Raw genomic sequence first — 1,009 nt, forward strand, 5'->3', positions numbered from 1 at the left:
AGCTCCAGCAGTTTCCCCGCCTGTATGACGGGTCTTATCTGAAAGATGGAAACATCGACACGTTTTGCTCCGTCTCCATCGAAATTTCCACCAAGGATGAAACCTTGGCCGGCATTGATGCCGATGGTGATCCCGTAGGTTTCTTGCCCGCCACTTTCGATATTTTGCCGGGGGCGATCAAGTTCAAGATTTGAAATTATTTCCCTTCCCTTTTTTTGATGTCCCTTAAAATGAGGGCGATGTCCGCTGGAATGAGCCGGGGATTGCCATTGTAGGGGTATCTGTGATTCCCAATTCTTTGTTTGTCTGCTCATCCTGGACGCTTGCTCAGGATCAAAATAGGGGTTGGGTACTCTTAAAGACGCCTTATGAGATCATGAAATCTTTCCGATAATCACCTCGTCAACTGTCTCAGCACATATTTTAAAACCTCACCCGTTTTGGTATATGTAAATAACATGTATTTGACATTTATTTATCATGTATATAATATGTACAAGTGGAATTCGAATGGGACGAGCATCATGAGCCAAAGAACCGGGAAAAGCATCAAGTCTCCTGTGAAGAAGCGGAATCTGTCTTTGGGTTTGGGCTCTTTCTGGGGCCTGTTCCGTGTGGAGTTGAAGAACGTTTTTCTGTTATGGGTGTGACAAAAACCGAGAGAACACTTTTTGTGGTTTATACCCTGCGACAGGGCAAGATTCGTGTCATCAGTGCTCGTGATGCTTCAAAGAAAGAAAGGAAAGCCTATGAAGAAAAAATCAAAAAAGCTTCCAACCTTTAAGTCAGAAGACGAGGAAAGACAATTTTGGGATACTCATGATGCCACGGATTACTTCGATTTTTCTAAAGGGCAATTGAGCGACGCAGATAGTCTGCATGGAGGTTTCAAACCTGTGACCATTCGTTTTTCAAGTCAGCAGCTTGAACTGATCCGCCGCATCGCCACCAAGATGGATGTTGGTTATCAAAGCCTTATTAAAGTGTGGTTGGATGAGAGGCTTCTGCA

General features: G+C 44.2%; 2 protein-coding genes and 1 pseudogene. 2 read left to right on the plus strand and 1 reads right to left on the minus strand.

Annotated elements, in window-relative coordinates:
* A pseudogene (locus tag A2048_11085) lies at positions 1-314 on the minus strand (hypothetical protein).
* Positions 315-499: 185 nt separating this feature from the next.
* Between A2048_11085 and A2048_11090 the strand changes: the two are divergent.
* Both A2048_11090 and A2048_11095 read left to right on the plus strand, forming a co-directional pair.
* On the plus strand, positions 500-784 hold the full coding sequence (locus A2048_11090) for a hypothetical protein (GenBank protein ID OGP07241.1): 285 nt from the start codon (positions 500-502) through the stop codon (positions 782-784).
* On the plus strand, positions 750-1,009 hold a 260-nt coding region (locus A2048_11095), incomplete at its 3' end, for a hypothetical protein (protein ID OGP07242.1). The genes A2048_11090 and A2048_11095, both read left to right, overlap by 35 nt.

It is taken from the genome of Deltaproteobacteria bacterium GWA2_45_12, assembly GCA_001797365.1.
Classification (GTDB): Bacteria; UBA10199; UBA10199; order UBA10199; family UBA10199; genus UBA10199.